At 44.1% G+C, this 16248-nt stretch carries 12 protein-coding genes and 1 tRNA gene; all 13 read left to right on the top strand.

What is annotated here, in order from left to right; genetic code table 11:
- Positions 1-81: 81 nt before the first annotated feature.
- Positions 82-158, top strand: a tRNA-Trp gene (locus tag L1266_RS19685).
- A gap of 132 nt (positions 159-290) precedes the next feature.
- Entirely contained in the window at positions 291-668 is a 378-nt protein-coding gene (gene secE, locus L1266_RS19680; RefSeq protein ID WP_036971579.1) for a preprotein translocase subunit SecE, read from the top strand.
- A 4-nt stretch (positions 669-672) separates the two neighbouring features.
- Positions 673-1230 (top strand): transcription termination/antitermination protein NusG, encoded by a 558-nt coding sequence (gene nusG, locus L1266_RS19675; RefSeq protein WP_054554826.1) that lies wholly within the window; start codon positions 673-675, stop codon positions 1228-1230.
- A 214-nt stretch (positions 1231-1444) separates the two neighbouring features.
- Positions 1445-1873 carry a 50S ribosomal protein L11 gene (gene rplK / locus L1266_RS19670; RefSeq protein WP_054554827.1) on the top strand — a complete coding sequence of 143 codons (429 nt, stop codon included), beginning with the start codon at positions 1445-1447 and terminating at the stop codon, positions 1871-1873.
- A 4-nt stretch (positions 1874-1877) separates the two neighbouring features.
- Entirely contained in the window at positions 1878-2582 is a 705-nt protein-coding gene (gene rplA / locus L1266_RS19665) for a 50S ribosomal protein L1 (protein ID WP_054554828.1), read from the top strand.
- A gap of 319 nt (positions 2583-2901) precedes the next feature.
- On the top strand, positions 2902-3396 hold the full coding sequence (gene rplJ, locus L1266_RS19660) for a 50S ribosomal protein L10 (protein WP_054554829.1): 495 nt from the start codon (positions 2902-2904) through the stop codon (positions 3394-3396).
- Positions 3397-3477: 81 nt separating this feature from the next.
- Entirely contained in the window at positions 3478-3840 is a 363-nt protein-coding gene (rplL, locus tag L1266_RS19655) for a 50S ribosomal protein L7/L12 (RefSeq protein ID WP_054554830.1), read from the top strand.
- A gap of 272 nt (positions 3841-4112) precedes the next feature.
- Positions 4113-8138 carry a DNA-directed RNA polymerase subunit beta gene (rpoB, locus tag L1266_RS19650; RefSeq protein ID WP_054554831.1) on the top strand — a complete coding sequence of 1342 codons (4026 nt, stop codon included), beginning with the start codon at positions 4113-4115 and terminating at the stop codon, positions 8136-8138.
- Between the two features lie 97 nt (positions 8139-8235).
- A complete protein-coding gene (rpoC, locus tag L1266_RS19645) occupies positions 8236-12408 on the top strand; it encodes a DNA-directed RNA polymerase subunit beta' (RefSeq protein WP_054554832.1) in 4173 nt (1390 codons plus the stop codon).
- 193 nt (positions 12409-12601) lie between these two features.
- Positions 12602-12976 (top strand): 30S ribosomal protein S12, encoded by a 375-nt coding sequence (gene rpsL, locus L1266_RS19640; protein ID WP_002958885.1) that lies wholly within the window; start codon positions 12602-12604, stop codon positions 12974-12976.
- Between the two features lie 97 nt (positions 12977-13073).
- Positions 13074-13544, top strand: coding sequence for a 30S ribosomal protein S7 (gene rpsG, locus L1266_RS19635; RefSeq protein ID WP_054554834.1), 471 nt, complete (start codon positions 13074-13076; stop codon positions 13542-13544).
- 27 nt (positions 13545-13571) lie between these two features.
- A complete protein-coding gene (gene fusA / locus L1266_RS19630) occupies positions 13572-15686 on the top strand; it encodes an elongation factor G (protein WP_054554835.1) in 2115 nt (704 codons plus the stop codon).
- 60 nt (positions 15687-15746) lie between these two features.
- Positions 15747-16248 (top strand): GTP-binding protein (locus L1266_RS19625; RefSeq protein ID WP_235378189.1); only part of this gene is annotated, 502 nt, incomplete at its 3' end.

Here is a 16248-nt window from a genome sequence, read left to right as displayed (position 1 = left end):
GAACTGATGAGATTTTAACTAATGGGTATCTTTTACTCTTGTGTTAATGAATTGCGTAAGTATAATAGGCATCCACTTTGCAGGGGCGTAGTTCCAATTGGTAGAACAGCGGTCTCCAAAACCGACGGTTGGGAGTTCGAATCTCTCCGCCCCTGCCACTTTTTACACAATGTGTGCTAAGTCTGAAATTAAAAATCGGTTTAAACAAGTCAGTTTTTAAGTTTAGATTTTAATGGATTAACCCTGCCAGAGCGCAGGGTTGTTGTGTCTGTAGTTAAGGTAAAAATATTATGAGCACGAATGTAGAAACACCATCAAGTGCGATGGATTCAGTAAAGTGGATTGTAGCAATTGCGCTACTAGCAGGCGCAGTCGTTGGTAACCACATGTATGCAGACCAATCTGTATTATTACGTGCTATTGGTGTAGTGGTTGCTGTTGCAGCTGGTTTAGGCATTGCCTCACTAACTGAAAAAGGTCGTACTTTTCTTGCGTTTGCAAAAGAAGCACGTATCGAAGTACGTAAAGTTGTGTGGCCAACTCGCCAAGAAACAACACATACGACATTAATTGTAATGGTTGCAACTGTGATTATGGCGCTTATCCTTTGGGGATTAGATGGCATTTTATTCCGCGCAGTAGGCTTTTTAACTGGATTGGAGATCTAATCCCATGTCGGATGAGAAGAACGAAAAGAAACTACGTTGGTACGTAGTACAAGCTTTCTCTGGTTACGAGAAGCGTGTAGCACAAACTATTCTTGAGCACATCAAGATCGAAGGTTTGGAAGATAGTTTTGGTGAAGTATTAGTACCAACTGAAGAAGTTGTTGAGATGCGCGCTGGCCAAAAGCGTAAGTCTGAGCGTAAATTCTTCCCAGGTTACGTACTAGTTCAAATGGACATGAACGATGCAAGCTGGCACTTAGTGAACAGCACTGCACGTGTTATGGGCTTCATTGGTGGTACGTCTGATCGTCCAGCGCCAATTAGCCAAAAAGAAGCTGACCGCATCTTAAACCGTCTTCAAGAGAACTCTGAAGCACCTAAGCCAGCTACATTATTCGAGCCAGGCGAAGTTGTTCGTGTTATCGATGGTCCATTTGCTGACTTCAGCGGTGTTGTTGAAGAAGTTGATTACGAGAAGAGCCGCGTGAAAGTGTCTGTTCTTATCTTCGGTCGTTCGACACCTGTTGACCTTGAATTTGGTCAAGTTGAGCAAGACAAGTAAGTAAAAAATTAAAGCTGCCAAAATCGTTTAATATTTTGGCAATAAGCTTGAAAAAGGCCGCTGATTAACTTATAATCAGCGGCCTTTTTGTGTTAGGGCAAGTTACAACTTGTTTTATCACTAAAAAGTGAGAACCAATTTTTAAACTGGGAAGCCGTTAGAGTACGCGTCCTCGCGCGCACAAGGCTATGACCCACCAAATGAGGTATTTATTATGGCTAAAAAAGTTGAAGCTATTATCAAGCTACAAGTTGCCGCTGGTATGGCTAACCCTAGTCCTCCAGTAGGTCCAGCACTAGGTCAACACGGTGTAAACATCATGGAATTCTGTAAAGCGTTCAACGCACGTACAGAATCTATCGAAAAAGGCGCTCCAGTTCCTGTAGTGATCTCTGTTTACGGTGACCGTTCTTTCACGTTCGACATGAAAACTCCACCGGCTGCTTACTTACTTAAGAAAGCTGCAGGCATCAAATCAGGTTCTGGCCGTCCTAACACTGAAAAAGTGGGTACAGTAACTCGTGCTCAACTTGAAGAAATCGTTGAGACAAAACGACCTGACCTTACAGCGGCTGATATGGACGCTGCAGTTCGCACTATCGCAGGTTCTGCGCGTGCGATGGGCTTGAACGTAGAGGACTAAGATAATGGCAAAATTAACTAAACGTATGCGTACTATCCGCGAAAAAGTGGATGTAACTAAAGATTACGAAATCAACGAAGCAGTTGCCCTTTTAAAAGAGTTAGCGACAGCTAAATTCGTAGAAAGTGTTGACGTTGCTGTTAACCTTGGTATCGATGCTCGTAAATCTGACCAAAACGTACGTGGTGCAACTGTACTACCTAACGGTACTGGTCGTGAAGTTCGTGTTGCTGTATTCACACAAGGCGCTAACGCAGATGCTGCGAAAGAAGCTGGTGCTGAATTAGTGGGCATGGAAGATCTTGCTGATCTAGTTAAGAAAGGCGAGATGAACTTTGACGTTGTTGTTGCATCTCCAGACGCTATGCGTGTTGTTGGTCAACTAGGTCAAATCTTAGGTCCACGTGGTCTAATGCCAAACCCTAAAACTGGTACTGTAACGCCTAACGTTGCAGAAGCAGTTAAAAACGCGAAAGCAGGTCAAGTTCGTTACCGTAACGACAAGAACGGTATCATCCATACTACTATCGGTAAGGTTGATTTCACTGCTGAGCAACTTCAACAAAACCTTGAAGCTCTTATTGTTGCGCTTAAGAAGGCTAAACCTTCTCAAGCAAAAGGTACTTACGTGAAGAAAGTAACTATCTCTACAACAATGGGCGCAGGTGTTGCTGTTGACCAAAACTCTCTAAGCACAGTTGTTGCTTAATTAAGAGTTTACATGGCGCGAAATTTGAACTATAATTTTGCGCCATTTTGTTGAGAAAGTTAATTTCAAAACAAGTAAAGAATTCGGGTTGAAGTCCATAATTTCGTAATGCCTTCGGGTAAAAACGATAAATTGGACTTCCGTCCAAGACCGTAGGCGGCTTCGGCCTTAATATTTTACCTACGTAGACGGTGTGAATCCCCAGATAGATTTTTCCTAATCTTCTGGCTCTCGCCGTAAAAAGCATCTCCATCTTAGATGGGGAAGAGTAGAACAGGGAAGCCAATTTCGGCAACCCATTAAACCAGGAGTAACACCCATGGCTTTAAATCTTCAAGGCAAAAAAGCAATTGTTGCTGAAGTCAACGAAGCAGCCACTGGTGCTCTTTCTGCAGTTGTTGCAGATTCTCGTGGTGTAACAGTTGGTGCTATCACTGCCCTTCGTAAAGAAGCTCGTGAAGCTGGTGTATGGATGAAAGTTGTTCGTAACACTTTAGCTAAACGTGCTGTTGAAGGTACAGATTTTGAGTGCCTTTCTGACTCACTTGTAGGTCCAAGCTTAATCGCTTTCTCTTCAGAGCACCCAGGTGCTGCTGCGCGTATCTTCAAAGATTTCGCGAAGAAGAACGAGAAATTCGAAGTTAAGACGGCTGCATTTGAAGGTAACGTAGTAGACGCAGCTATGCTAGCAACTCTACCTACTTACGACGAAGCTGTTGCACGCTTAATGAGCGCTATGAAAGAAGCGTCTGCAGGTAAATTGTGTAAAACAATTGAAGCAGTACGTGTACAGAAAGAAGAGCAAGCTGCTTAATTTTAAGCTGTTTTTTTGTTCACTTTCGGTGTAATATTTTTTTTGGGCTATATTTAGTCCGTAATAATTAGGAAATTTGTAATGTCTGTAACTAAAGACCAAATCCTTGATGCTATTGCTGAAATGTCAGTAATGGACGTTGTTGCTCTAGTTGAAGCAATGGAAGAAAAATTCGGCGTAACTGCAGCTGCTGCTGTTGTTGCTGGTCCTGCTGCTGAAGCAGCTGAAGAAAAGACTGAGTTCGACGTAATCCTTACTGGCGCTGGCGCTAACAAGGTTGCAGCTATCAAAGCTGTACGTGGTGCTACTGGTCTTGGCCTTAAAGAAGCTAAAGCACTTGTTGAAGCTGCTCCTGCACCTATCAAAGAAGGTGTATCTAAAGAAGAAGCTGAAGCACTTGCAAAAGACCTTACTGAAGCTGGTGCTGAAGTTGAGGTTAAGTAATCTAGCTTACGCTAGGTTCGCTGCCTGAGTAATCAGGCAAGGGCTGGTGATTATTTAATCACCGGCCTTTTTGCGCTATAGAGCGATGCAATCCTGTAACGCAAATAAAATCTAATTTTCTCTTTACTTTCAAGTTGTTACCTATTTTGGTGTTGAAAGTGTCAGAGCAAAATAGAACAACAATTTAATGTTGTACATCTTGGCTTAGATGCCAGTTAAGTCTGTTCTTACAAGAACAGGTCGGGTCAAAGATCAGCAAGCTGAGGAACCCCATGGCTTACTCTTATTCTGAAAAGAAACGTATCCGTAAGGATTTTGGTAAACGTCCACAAGTTTTGGATATACCTTTCTTACTGTCGACGCAGTTAGAATCGTTTAAAAAATTCTTAGTCCCTGACGCTGATGGCGATCACGGTTTGGAAGCTGCTTTCCGTTCTGTGTTTCCTATCAAAAGCTACTCGGGAAATTCTGAGCTTCAATACGTAAGTTATCGTATTGGTGAGCCAGTATTCGATGTAAAAGAATGTCAAATTCGCGGTGTGACTTATTCTGCTCCACTTCGCGTAAAATTGCGTCTTGTGGTGATGGACAAAGAAGCACCAGGCACAGTTAAAGACATTAAAGAGCAAGAAGTTTACATGGGCGAAATTCCGCTCATGACTGATACCGGTACCTTTGTTATCAATGGTACAGAGCGTGTTATCGTTTCTCAGCTACACCGTAGCCCTGGTGTATTCTTTGATAACGACCGCGGTAAAACTCACTCGTCAGGTAAAGTACTTTATAACGCGCGTGTAATTCCTTACCGTGGTTCATGGTTAGACTTCGAGTTTGATGCAAAAGATAACCTTTATGTACGTATTGACCGTCGTCGTAAATTACCGGCGTCAATCATCTTACGTGCACTTGAGTACTCAACGGATGAAATCCTAGAGATATTCTTCGATACAACTGCGTTTGAAGTTGCTGACGGTAAAGTTCTTATGGAACTTGTTCCTTCACGCTTACGTGGTGAAACTGCCGCTTTTGATATCAAAGGCGAAGACGGTGAAGTCCTTGTTGAAGCGGGTCGTCGTATTACTGCGCGTCACATCAAGAACATCGAGAAAAAAGGTATTAACCAATTAGAAGTACCGCATGAGTACATCATTGGTCGTGTTGTAGCTAAAAACTATGTTGATGAGTCAACGGGTGAGATCATCGCAAACGCGAATGACGAGCTATCACTTGAGCTAATGGCTGAATTGGTTAAAGCAGGTCACACTAAGATTGATACACTATATATCAACGAAGTGGACAGCGGCGCCTACATGTCAGATACATTACGTATCGACACAACAAGCAACCGTTTAGAAGCATTAGTAGAAATTTATCGCATGATGCGCCCAGGCGAGCCACCGACGAAAGACGCGGCTGAAGCCTTATTTGATAACTTGTTCTTCTCTGACGAGCGTTACGATTTATCAACAGTTGGTCGTATGAAGTTCAATAGCCGTGTAGGTTATGACTCAGATACTGGCCCTGGCACATTATCGAAAGAAGACATCGTAGCTGTTATGAAAGTGCTTATCGCTATTCGTAACGGTGTTGGCGATGTTGATGATATCGACCACTTAGGCAACCGTCGTATCCGTAGTGTTGGCGAAATGGCTGAGAACCAATTCCGCGTTGGTCTAGTACGTGTTGAGCGTGCTGTACGTGAGCGTTTAAGCTTAGGTGACCTTGACGCTGTAATGCCACAAGATCTTATTAACGCTAAGCCTATTTCGGCTGCGGTTAAAGAGTTCTTTGGTTCATCTCAGTTATCACAGTTCATGGACCAAAATAACCCGCTTTCAGAAGTAACGCACAAGCGTCGTATTTCTGCATTAGGCCCGGGTGGTTTAACACGTGAACGCGCTGGCTTCGAGGTTCGAGACGTTCACGTAACTCACTATGGTCGTGTATGTCCAATCGAAACGCCTGAGGGTCCAAACATCGGTCTAATTAACTCATTGTCTACGTACGCACGTACTAATGACTATGGTTTCTTAGAAACACCTTACCGTAAAGTGGTAAACGGTGTAGTTACTGATGAAGTAGATTACTTATCAGCCATTGAAGAAGGTCAGTTTGTTATCGCTCAGGCGAACTCAAACTTGAACGAAAACAATGAGTTTGTTGATGAACTAATTCCATGTCGTCACAAAGGTGAATCAACCTTTATGGGCAAAATGGACCAGCAATATATGGACGTATCACCACAACAGGTGATCTCTGTAGCGGCAGCACTTATCCCGTTCCTAGAACACGATGATGCTAACCGTGCATTGATGGGTTCAAACATGCAACGTCAAGCCGTACCAACACTTATCGCGGACAAACCGCTGGTAGGTACAGGTATCGAGCTTACACTAGCGAAAGATTCTGGTGTAACTATCGTTGCTAAGCGTGGTGGTGAAGTAATGTATGCGGATGCAAGCCGCATCGTTGTAAATGTACATGAAGATGAGCGTATTCCAGGTGAAGCGGGCATCGATATTTACAACCTTACTAAATACACTCGCTCAAACCAAAATACATGTATTAACCAAAAACCAACTTGTATGGTTGGTGAGCCGGTAACACGTGGTGACGTATTAGCAGATGGTCCTTCGACTGACCTAGGTGACTTAGCACTTGGTCAAAACCTTCGCGTGGCATTCATGCCATGGAACGGTTATAACTTCGAGGATTCAATCCTACTATCTGAGCGTGTAGTTCAAGAAGATCGTCTAACGACTATCCACATTCAAGAACTACAATGTATCGCACGTGATACTAAATTAGGTCCTGAAGAGATCACAGCAGATATCCCTAACGTAGGTGAGTCTGCACTAGGCAAGCTTGATGAATCAGGCGTTGTTTATATCGGTGCTGAAGTTAAAGGCGGCGATATCCTAGTAGGTAAAGTGACTCCGAAAGGCGAAACGCAATTAACACCAGAAGAAAAGCTACTACGTGCTATCTTCGGTGAGAAAGCGTCAGATGTTAAAGACAGCTCTTTACGCGTACCAAACTCTGTAACTGGTACTGTAATCGACGTACAAGTTTTCACCCGTGACGGTGTTGAAAAAGATAAGCGTGCGTTAGAAGTTGAAGACATGCAGCTTCGCGAAGCGAAGAAAGACTTCAACGAAGAGTTCCGTATCTTAGAAGCAGGTGTATTAGATCGTGCTCGTAAGTTACTTGTTGACGCAGGTCTGAACGCAGATTCAATTGCATCACTAAATGCTGAAAAGCTGCTTACTCAAAGCCTTGCTGAAGAAGACAAGCAAGCTGAACTTGAGCAACTAGCTGCCCAGTACGATGAGCTTAAAGCTGAATACGATAAGAAGTTTGAAAACAAACGTCGTAAGATCACTCAAGGTGATGACTTAGCACCAGGCGTACTTAAGATTGTTAAAGTATACCTAGCTGTTAAACGTCGTATCCAACCAGGTGATAAGATGGCGGGTCGTCACGGTAACAAAGGTGTTATCTCGACTATCGTACCAGTAGAAGATATGCCATACGATGACAAAGGTCGTACGGTAGACATCGTTCTGAACCCGCTAGGTGTACCATCACGTATGAACATCGGTCAGATCCTAGAAACACACATGGGTCTTGCTGCACGTGGTGTGGGTGAGCGTTTAGAAGAAATGATGAAAGAGCAGCGTGAACTGCACGAAATCCGTAGCTTCGTTAAGAAAGTTTACGAATTAGGTGATTGTCGTCAGAAAGTTGATATCGACTCGTTCTCTGATGATGAAGTTCGTCGCTTAGCTGATAACTTGAAAGGTGGTTTACCGATCGCAACTCCAGCCTTTGATGGTGCTCGTGAAAGCGAAATCAAAGACTTACTAGAGCTTGGTGGTTATCCAAGAAGCGGTCAAGTTACACTTTATGATGGCCGTACTGGCGATCAGTTCGAACGTCAAGTAACTGTTGGTTACATGTATATGCTGAAACTTAACCACTTGGTTGATGACAAGATGCACGCACGTTCAACTGGTTCTTACAGCCTTGTTACTCAGCAGCCGCTGGGTGGTAAAGCTCAGTTCGGTGGCCAGCGTTTCGGTGAGATGGAGGTGTGGGCACTAGAAGCTTACGGTGCTGCATATACTCTACAAGAAATGCTAACAGTGAAATCGGATGACGTGAACGGTCGTACTAAGATGTATAAGAACATCGTAGATGGTAACCATAAGATGGAACCAGGTATGCCAGAATCGTTCAACGTATTGTTGAAAGAAATCCGCTCACTGGGTATCAACATCGAGTTGGAAGAAAATTAAGCCATTTAGGTGCGGCGTAAGCCGCACCTGTTAGGCCGAATAGAATGTAGGGGCGATTGGTTCGCCCTCAAGATTAACCTCCGACAGGAGAGCTAAGGTGAAAGACTTACTTAAGTTTCTGAAGCAACAAAATAAGACCGAAGAATTCGATGCAATTCGCATTGGTCTTGCTTCGCCAGATATGGTTCGTTCATGGTCATACGGTGAAGTAAAGAAACCTGAGACAATCAACTACCGTACTTTCAAGCCTGAGCGCGACGGCTTATTCTGTGCCCGTATTTTCGGCCCAGTGAAAGATTATGAGTGTTTATGTGGTAAATATAAGCGCCTTAAGCACCGTGGTGTTATTTGTGAAAAGTGTGGCGTTGAAGTAACGCTAACTAAAGTGCGTCGTGACCGTATGGGTCACATTGAGCTTGCGAGCCCAGTTGCGCACATTTGGTTCTTAAAATCATTACCGTCACGTATTGGCTTAATGCTAGACATGACACTTCGTGACATCGAGCGCGTACTTTACTTCGAATCATTCGTAGTAACTGAGCCTGGTATGACAACGCTTGAGCGTGGTCAGCTTTTAGGTGAAGAAGAGTACCTAGATGCACTTGAAGAGCACGGTGATGAGTTTGAAGCGAAGATGGGTGCAGAGGCAGTATTAGACTTGCTTCGTGAACTTGATCTTGGCCAATTAATTGCTGAAATGCGTGAAGAGTTACCAACAATTAACTCTGAAACTAAGCGTAAGAAGATCACTAAACGTCTTAAATTAATGGAATCTTTCCACCAATCAGGTAACAACCCTGAGTGGATGATCATGACAGTACTTCCAGTACTTCCGCCTGATCTACGTCCATTAGTACCACTAGACGGTGGTCGTTTTGCGACTTCTGATCTGAATGACCTTTACCGTCGTGTTATTAACCGTAATAACCGTCTTAAGCGTTTATTAGATCTAGCAGCACCAGACATTATCGTACGCAACGAAAAACGTATGTTACAAGAAGCGGTAGATGCGCTACTTGATAACGGTCGTCGCGGTCGTGCGATCACAGGTTCTAACAAACGTCCTCTTAAATCGCTTGCTGATATGATCAAAGGTAAGCAAGGTCGTTTCCGTCAGAACTTACTTGGTAAACGTGTAGATTACTCTGGCCGTTCTGTAATCACAGTAGGTCCTACGCTTAAACTACACCAGTGTGGTCTTCCTAAGAAGATGGCACTTGAGCTATTCAAACCATTTATCTACGGCAAACTAGAGCGTCGCGGCATGGCTACGACTATCAAAGCAGCTAAGAAGATGGTTGAGCGTGAAGTGGCAGAAGTATGGGATGTATTAGATGAAGTAATTCGTGAACATCCAGTATTACTTAACCGTGCACCAACACTTCACCGTTTGGGTATCCAAGCGTTCGAACCTGTGCTTATCGAAGGTAAAGCGATCCATTTACACCCATTAGTTTGTGCGGCGTACAACGCTGACTTCGATGGTGACCAAATGGCGGTACACGTACCGTTAACGCTTGAAGCACAGTTAGAAGCACGTGCTCTAATGATGTCTACAAACAACATCCTATCTCCAGCGAATGGTGAGCCAATCATCGTTCCTTCACAGGACGTTGTATTAGGTCTTTACTACATGACTCGTGATCGTATCAATGCGAAAGGCGAAGGTACTGTATTTAAAGATCCTAAAGAAGCTGAAAAAGCATACCGCAGTGGTAATGCTGAGCTACATGCGCGCGTAAAAGTACGTATTAGCGAAACAGTTGACAATGAAGAAGGTGAAGCAGTTGAGCAAGTATCTATTGTTGAAACAACAGTAGGTCGTGCAATTCTTTCACTAATCCTACCTAAAGGCATGCCGTTTGAGTTAATCAACCAAGCCCTAGGTAAGAAACAAATTTCTGGCTTATTAAACGAGTGTTACCGTCGTCTAGGTCTTAAAGATACCGTTATCTTTGCTGACCAAGTAATGTACACAGGTTTCCACTACGCAATGAAGTCAGGTGTTTCAATCGGTATCGATGACTTAGTTATCCCACCGGTTAAAGCAGAAATCATTGAATCAGCGGAAGCTGAAGTAACTGAAATCAACCAACAATTCCAATCAGGTCTTGTAACGGCTGGTGAAAAGTACAACAAAGTTATCGATATCTGGTCACGTGTAAATGAAAACTTATCACGTGAGATGATGGCGAACTTATCAAAAGACACTGTAATCAACGCGAAAGGCGAAGAAGAAGAGCAATCTTCATTTAACTCAGTGTTTATGATGGCAGACTCAGGTGCACGTGGTAGCGCCGCTCAGATCCGTCAGTTAGCGGGTATGCGTGGTCTAATGGCACGTCCAGATGGTTCAATCATCGAGACACCAATCACGGCGAACTTCCGTGAAGGTCTAAACGTACTACAGTACTTCATCTCAACGCACGGTGCGCGTAAAGGTCTTGCCGATACAGCACTTAAAACAGCAAACTCGGGTTACTTAACGCGTCGTCTAGTAGACGTTGCACAAGACTTAGTAATCAACGAAGACGACTGTGGCACAGAAGATGGCTTAACAATGAAACCGCTTATCGAAGGTGGTGACGTTGTAGAAGCACTTCGTGAACGTGTACTAGGTCGTGTTGTTGCTGAAGATGTATTAATTCCAAATACTAACGAAGTACTTGTTGAGCGTAACGTTATGCTTGACGAAAAACTGTGTGACCTTTTAGAAGAGCACTCAGTGGATGAAGTACGCGTTCGTTCAGTAATCACTTGTGATAATGACTTTGGTGTATGTGCTAAGTGTTACGGTCGTGACCTTGCGCGTGGCCACATCATCAACCCAGGTGAGTCAGTAGGTGTTATCGCGGCACAATCAATCGGTGAGCCGGGTACACAGCTTACGATGCGTACCTTCCACATCGGTGGTGCGGCATCTCGAGCGTCTGCTGAAAACAGTGTACAAGTTAAAACTAACGGTACATTGAAGTTACACAATGCGAAGTACGTATTAAACACAGACGGTAAGATTGTTATCACGTCTCGTTCAACAGAGATCACTATCATCGATAGCTTTGGTCGTGAGAAAGAGCGTTATAAAGTACCTTACGGTGCGGTGTTAGCAGTACAAGATAATGCAGAAGTTCAAGGTAACGACATCGTTGCTACTTGGGACCCGCATAGTCACCCAATCGTTCTTGAGCACAAGTCAAAAATCTCGTTCAGCGACATTGATGACTCAAATACCGAAGCACAAACAGACGAGTTAACTGGTTTAACACGTGTGGTTGTTAAAGACTTAGGTAAAGCGAATGCGAAAGAACCTAAACTAATCATCGAAAGCGATGAGCGTGGTCTGCAAGAAACACGTCTTCCTTCATTCACAACGATTGAAGTAACAGACGGTGCAACTGCAAACCCAGGTGACGTACTAGCACGTATTCCGCAAGAAGGTTCGAAGACTCGTGATATCACGGGTGGTCTACCTCGCGTAGCTGACTTATTCGAAGCACGTAAGCCGAAAGATCCTGCAATCCTTGCAGAAATCACAGGTACTATCAGCTTCGGTAAAGAAACTAAAGGTAAGAAGCGTCTTGTAATCACTCCTGCTGAGGGTGACGCATACGAAGAGATGATCCCTAAATGGCGTCAACTTAACGTGTTCGAAGGTGAGCAAGTGTCTAAAGGTGAGGTTATCGCCGATGGTCCTGAGTCACCACATGACATCTTACGCCTACGTGGTGTAACTCATGTAGCTAACTACATCGTTAACGAAGTGCAAGAGGTTTACCGCTTGCAAGGCGTTAAGATCAATGACAAGCACATTGAGACAATCATTCGTCAGATGCTACGTAAATGTATCATTCTTGACGGCGGTGACACTGAGTTCTTAGCCGGTGAACAAGTTGAAGTAGCACGCGTTAATATTTCTAACCGTGAACTTGAGAAACAAGGCAAGATCCCAGCGAAGTTTGAAATCCAGTTAATGGGTATCACTAAAGCGTCACTTGCAACAGAATCTTTCATTTCTGCAGCATCGTTCCAGGAGACAACTCGTGTCCTAACTGAAGCCGCTGTAAATGGTAAGAGCGATGAGCTTCGTGGTCTGAAAGAGAACGTAATCGTGGGTCGTCTGATCCCAGCTGGTACAGGCTTTGCGTATCACCAAGACCGTTTAAACCGTCGCAAGCAAGGTGAAATCGTTGAAGAGCAAACAGTAAGCGCTGAAGAGGCAACTCAAGCACTTACTGACGCACTAAACGCAGATATCTCTGGAAACCAATAATCTCAGCTTAATCAATAGATTAAGAAATCGTAAGGCAGTTATCTTCTGCCTTACGATGAGTTAAGGTTGACAGGTTAAACTTTGCTCATTAAAATTCCGCCACCCATTTGCCTGCACGTTTTGTAACGAGCATGTAAACAGGGCGGATTTTTTTATTTTTTCAGTAGTAATTTTAATTTCAGGAGCTATTTAAATGGCAACTATTAACCAGCTAGTGCGTAAGCCACGTCGTAGCAAAGTTACTAAAAGTAACTCAGCTGCACTTAAAGCTTGTCCGCAAAAGCGTGGTGTATGTACTCGTGTATATACAACTACACCTAAGAAACCAAACTCTGCATTACGTAAAGTAGCGCGTGTTCGTTTAACTAACGGTTTCGAAGTAACATCTTACATTGGTGGTGAAGGCCACAACTTACAAGAGCACAGTGTAATCCTAATCCGTGGTGGTCGTGTTAAAGACTTACCAGGTGTGCGTTTCCACACTGTACGTGGTGCACTTGACTGTGCAGGCGTTAGCGACCGTCGTCAAGCTCGTTCTAAATACGGTGCTAAACGCCCTAAGGGCTAATGGTTCTCCGTTAGTAAGGCCAAGCACTAAATTTTTAAATTAATTGTTTTGGGTATTGACTCTAAAAGAGCAAACCTGAAGATACCGGAGATACAAAATGCCTAGAAGACGCGTAATAGGTCAACGTAAAATTCTTCCAGATCCTAAGTTCGGATCGGAACTTCTTGCTAAATTCGTTAACGTAGTAATGTTAGACGGCAAGAAATCTACTGCTGAAAAAATCGTTTATGGTGCGTTAGACGTGGCTGCTGAGAAATCAGGCAAGTCGCACCTTGAAATCTTTGAAGCTGCACTTGAAAACGTTCGCCCACAGGTAGAGGTTAAATCTCGCCGTGTTGGTGGTTCAACGTACCAAGTACCAGTTGAAGTACGTCCAGTACGTCGCAACGCATTAGGTATGCGTTGGTTAGTAGACGCTGCACGTAAGCGTGGCGAAAAATCTATGGGCTTACGTTTAGCTCAAGAAATCGTTGACGCTGCTGACAACAAAGGCACTGCGGTTAAGAAACGTGAAGACGTTCACCGTATGGCTGAAGCGAATAAAGCATTCGCTCATTACCGTTGGTAATCTGCCCTTAACCTTTAAGAGGATCATATGGCACGTACAACTCCACTTGAGCGCTATCGCAATATCGGTATTTGCGCTCACGTAGATGCAGGTAAAACCACCACAACAGAACGTGTTCTGTTCTACACGGGTCTTTCTCATAAGATCGGTGAAGTACATGATGGTGCTGCAACTATGGATTGGATGGAGCAGGAACAAGAGCGTGGTATCACAATCACTTCTGCTGCAACAACGTGTTTCTGGAAAGGGATGGACGCTCAATTTGACGACCATCGCATCAATATCATTGATACGCCAGGACACGTAGATTTCACTATCGAAGTAGAGCGTTCTTTACGCGTACTAGATGGTGCGGTAGTTGTTCTTTGTGCTTCATCTGGTGTACAGCCGCAAACTGAGACAGTTTGGCGTCAAGCGAACAAATACGAAGTTCCTCGCATGATCTTCGTAAACAAAATGGATCGCACTGGCGCTGACTTCTTAACAGTTGTGGACCAGGTGAAATCTCGTCTTGGAGCAACGCCTGTTCCAATTCAGCTACCAATTGGTGCTGAAGACGACTTTAAAGGTGTTATTGACCTTATTAAGATGAAAGCCATTAACTGGAATGCCGAAGATCAAGGCATGACTTTCTCTTATGAGGCCATTCCGGCAGAGCTTCTGGAGCTTGCAGAAGAATGGCGTTCTCACATGGTTGAGAGCGCTGCTGAAGCATCAGAAGAACTAATGGACAAATATCTAGAAGGTGAAGACCTGACCGAAGCTGAAATTAAAGCAGCTTTACGTCAGCGCACATTAGCAAACGAAATTGTTCCAATGACGTGTGGTAGTGCATTTAAGAATAAGGGTGTTCAAGCTGTGCTTGATGCTGTTATCGAATATATGCCTGCGCCAACACAAGTGAAACAAATCCAAGGTATCGTTGAAGATGGTACTGAGGAAGAACGTCCTGCTGATGACAACGCACCGTTTGCCGCACTTGCTTTTAAGATTGCGACAGACCCGTTCGTTGGCACCTTGACCTTCTTCCGTGTTTACTCTGGTACTGTTAAACAGGGTGATGCGGTATACAATCCAGTTAAAAGTAAGCGTGAGCGACTTGGTCGTATCGTTCAGATGCATTCAAACTCACGTGAAGAGATCAAAGTAGTCTACGCAGGCGACATCGCAGCGGCTATTGGTCTTAAAGACGTAACAACAGGTGAGACACTGTGTGATCCGAACTCAATCATTACGCTTGAGCGTATGGAGTTCCCAGAGCCAGTTATCTCTGTTGCGGTTGAGCCTCGCACAGTCGCTGACCAAGATAAGATGGGTATCGCGTTAGGTAAACTAGCGGCAGAAGATCCGTCTTTCAGAGTACAAACTGACGAAGAATCAGGCCAGACTATTATTTCTGGTATGGGTGAACTTCACCTTGATATCATTGTCGACCGTATGAAACGTGAATTCAGTGTTGAATGTAACGTTGGTAAGCCGCAGGTAGCATACCGTGAAGCTATCCGTTCAGCTGTTGAAGTTGAAGGGAAGTTCGTACGTCAATCAGGTGGTCGTGGTCAATATGGTCACGTCTGGCTTAAACTTGAACCGATGGATATTTCGGAAGATGATGCGCCAACTTACGAATTCGTTAACGAAATCGTTGGTGGTTCAGTTCCTAAAGAATACATCCCTGCGGTAGACAAAGGCATCCAAGAGCAAATGGCTCAAGGTGTGCTTGCTGGCTACCCATTACTTGGCGTTAAAGCGACTTTATATGATGGTTCATTCCATGATGTAGACTCGAATGAAATGGCATTTAAGATTGCAGGTTCAATGGCGATGAAGAAAGGTGCGCTTGAAGCAAACCCAGCTCTTCTAGAACCAGTAATGAAGGTTGAAGTTATCACTCCTGAAGAAAACATGGGTGATGTAGTTGGTGACTTAAACCGTCGCCGCGGCATGATCGAAGGCATGGAAGAAGCATTCGGTGGTCTTAAGCAAATTAATGCGCAAGTACCACTTTCTGAAATGTTTGGTTATGCAACTGATCTGCGATCTGCAACACAAGGCCGTGCATCTTACTCTATGGAGTTTTTGAAGTATGCAGAAGCCGCTAAAAACGTTGCAGATGCAATAATTGCAGCTCGCGCTGTTATATGATTTAGCTTGTCTGGCCCAATAGTGGGTCAGGCGTTAATTTCTTTATAGGAATTTTTTAAGATGGCAAAAGAAAAGTTTGAACGCGTAAAACCGCACGTAAACGTTGGTACAATCGGCCACGTTGACCACGGTAAAACAACTCTAACAGCAGCAATCACTAACGTACTTGCAAAAGTATACGGTGGTGTAGCTAAAGACTTCGCATCAATCGATAACGCTCCAGAAGAGCGTGAGCGTGGTATCACAATCTCAACTTCACACGTTGAGTACGATACTCCAACTCGTCACTACGCACACGTAGACTGTCCAGGACACGCCGATTATGTTAAAAACATGATCACTGGTGCTGCTCAAATGGACGGCGCAATCCTAGTAGTTGCTGCGACTGACGGTCCTATGCCACAAACTCGTGAGCACATCCTACTTTCTCGTCAGGTTGGTGTACCTTACATCATCGTATTCATGAACAAATGTGACATGGTTGACGACGAAGAGCTACTTGAGCTAGTTGAGATGGAAGTTCGTGAACTTCTTTCTGAGTACGACTTCCCAGGTGATGACT

Origin of the sequence: Pseudoalteromonas sp. Cn5-37 (genome assembly GCF_021532495.1) — a bacterium.
Taxonomy (GTDB): Bacteria; Pseudomonadota; Gammaproteobacteria; order Enterobacterales; family Alteromonadaceae; genus Pseudoalteromonas; species Pseudoalteromonas simplex.
Note: the sequence above shows the minus strand (reverse complement) of the source record. Positions and strands in the feature narration are given on the sequence as shown.